Genomic DNA, 3,154 nt, shown 5'->3' with positions numbered 1-3,154 from the left:
AGTGTTGGTGTTGAAGTTGTCGGCTGATTAGTACCGGTCAGCTGCACGGGTCTTTCGTCCCCGCTTCCACGTCCGGCCTATCGACCCAGTGTTCTGCTGGGTGCCTCTCCCCCCGTAGGGGATGGAAACCTCATCTTGAAGCAGGCTTCCCGCTTAGATGCTTTCAGCGGTTATCCCTTCCGAACGTAGCCAACCAGCGGTGCTCCTGGCGGAACAACTGGCACACCAGAGGTTCGTCCGTCCCGGTCCTCTCGTACTAGGGACAGCCCTTCTCAAGTTTCCTGCGCGCGCAGCGGATAGGGACCGAACTGTCTCACGACGTTCTAAACCCAGCTCGCGTACCGCTTTAATGGGCGAACAGCCCAACCCTTGGGACCTACTCCAGCCCCAGGATGCGACGAGCCGACATCGAGGTGCCAAACCATGCCGTCGATATGGACTCTTGGGCAAGATCAGCCTGTTATCCCCGGGGTACCTTTTATCCGTTGAGCGACGGCGCTTCCACAAGCCACCGCCGGATCACTAGTTCCGACTTTCGTCCCTGCTCGACCTGTCAGTCTCACAGTCAAGCTCCCTTGTGCACTTGCACTCGACACCTGATTGCCAACCAGGCTGAGGGAACCTTTGAGCGCCTCCGTTACATTTTAGGAGGCAACCGCCCCAGTTAAACTACCCACCAGGCACTGTCCCTGGTCCGGATCACGGACCGAGGTTAGACATCCGAAGCGGCCAGAGTGGTATTTCAACGTTGACTCCACCCGCACTGGCGTACGGGCTTCACAGTCTCCCACCTATCCTACACAAGCCGCACCGAACACCAATACCAAGCTATAGTAAAGGTCCCGGGGTCTTTCCGTCCTGCTGCGCGTAACGAGCATCTTTACTCGTAGTGCAATTTCGCCGAGTTCGCGGTTGAGACAGCGGAGAAGTCGTTACGCCATTCGTGCAGGTCGGAACTTACCCGACAAGGAATTTCGCTACCTTAGGATGGTTATAGTTACCACCGCCGTTTACTGGGGCTTAAATTCTGAGCTTCACCCCGAGGGGTTGACCCGTCCTCTTAACCTTCCAGCACCGGGCAGGCGTCAGTCCGTATACATCGTCTTGCGACTTCGCACGGACCTGTGTTTTTAGTAAACAGTCGCTTCTCCCTGGTCTCTGCGGCCGTCCACGCTCCCACCGCGAGGGTGTTCACGCTTCGGGCCCCCCTTCTCCCGAAGTTACGGGGGCATTTTGCCGAGTTCCTTAACCACGATTCTCTCGATCGCCTTAGTATTCTCTACCTGACCACCTGAGTCGGTTTGGGGTACGGGCGGCTAGAACCTCGCGTCGAGGCTTTTCTTGGCAGCATAGGATCACCCAGTTCGCGCGTGTGCGCTCACCGTCAGCTCTCAGCCTCATGTCTGGCGGATTTGCCTACCAGACGGCCTACGGCCTTGGACGTGGTCTACCATCGCCACGCCGGGCTACCTTCCTGCGTCACCCCTGTTAATACGCTTACCTACTACCGGTTCGGGTCCCGCGCGCCCCTGCCCGGTGGCCCCGAAGGGCCGGTGGACAGGTTTGGGCGGTCAGCATCACCGGGCTCGGTATGGGCGGTTCTTCGCCGGTAGGAGAATATCAACTCCTTGTCCATCGACTACGCCTGTCGGCCTCGCCTTAGGTCCCGACTTACCCAGGGCGGATTAACCTGGCCCTGGAACCCTTGGTCATTCGGCGGACGGGTTTCTCACCCGTCTTTCGCTACTCATGCCTGCATTCTCACTCGTGTGGGCTCCACCACTGGGTTCCCCCGCGGCTTCACTGCCCACACGACGCTCCCCTACCCACCTGCGCCTCTGGACCACGAAGGCCTGAGTTGAGCGCAGATGCCACGGCTTCGGCGGTGTACTTGAGCCCCGCTACATTGTCGGCGCGGAATCACTTGACCAGTGAGCTATTACGCACTCTTTCAAGGGTGGCTGCTTCTAAGCCAACCTCCTGGTTGTCTGTGCAACTCCACATCCTTTCCCACTTAGCACACGCTTAGGGGCCTTAGCCGGTGGTCTGGGCTGTTTCCCTCTCGACTACGGAGCTTATCCCCCGCAGTCTCACTGCCACGCTTCCACTTACCGGCATTCGGAGTTTGGCTGACGTCAGTAACCTTGTAGGGCCCATCGGCCATCCAGTAGCTCTACCTCCGGCAAGAAACACGTGACGCTGCACCTAAATGCATTTCGGGGAGAACCAGCTATCACGAAGTTTGATTGGCCTTTCACCCCTAACCACAGGTCATCCCCCAGGTTTTCAACCCTGGTGGGTTCGGTCCTCCACGCGGTCTTACCCGCGCTTCAACCTGCCCATGGCTAGATCACTTCGCTTCGGGTCTAGACCCAGCGACTACACCGCCCTGTTCGGACTCGCTTTCGCTACGGCTTCCCCACACGGGTTAACCTCGCCACTGAGCACTAACTCGCAGGCTCATTCTTCAAAAGGCACGCTGTCACCCCAGCCAAGGAGGCTCCAACGGATTGTAGGCACACGGTTTCAGGTACTATTTCACTCCCCTCCCGGGGTACTTTTCACCTTTCCCTCACGGTACTGGTCCGCTATCGGTCACTAGGTAGTATTTAGGCTTAGCAAGTGGTCTTGCCAGATTCACACGAGATTTCTCGGGCCCCGTGCTACTTGGGATCCCCTTCGGGAGGCCGCACCATTTCGTCTACCGGACTCGCACCGTCTGTGGTCCGCCTTTCAATGCGGTTCGACTATGACACGACTTTCTCACTCCCCGGCGGACTGTCAGATCCACCAGAAGGGTCCCACAACCCCGAACACGCAACGCCTGACAGCTTTACCACGCGCCCGGTTTGGCCTCATCCGCTTTCGCTCGCCACTACTCACGGAATATCTCTTCCTGTCGGTACTGAGATGTTTCACTTCCCGACGTTCCCTCCACACACCCTATATATTCAGGTGCGGGTCACACGACATGACTCGTGCGGGGTTCCCCCATTCGGAAACCCTCGGATCACAGCTCGTTTGCCAGCTCCCCGAGGCTTATCGCAGGCTACCACGTCCTTCTTCGGCTCCTAGTGCCAAGGCATCCACCCTGTGCCCTTAAAAACTTCAACAAAAACAACAAAACTGCAGAGAACCAAGAACCACACCCGAA

1 rRNA gene is annotated in these 3,154 nt (G+C 58.0%); it reads right to left on the bottom strand.

Going from position 1 to position 3,154, the window contains the following annotated elements:
• Nucleotides 1-7: 7 nt before the first annotated feature.
• Nucleotides 8-3,113 (bottom strand): 23S ribosomal RNA (locus JN535_RS20420).
• Between the last annotated feature and the right edge of the window lie 41 nt (nt 3,114-3,154).

This window comes from Cellulosimicrobium cellulans (assembly GCF_016921195.1).
GTDB lineage: Bacteria > Actinomycetota > Actinomycetes > Actinomycetales > Cellulomonadaceae > Cellulosimicrobium > Cellulosimicrobium cellulans_F.
This window is presented reverse-complemented; position numbering and strand designations above follow the sequence as displayed.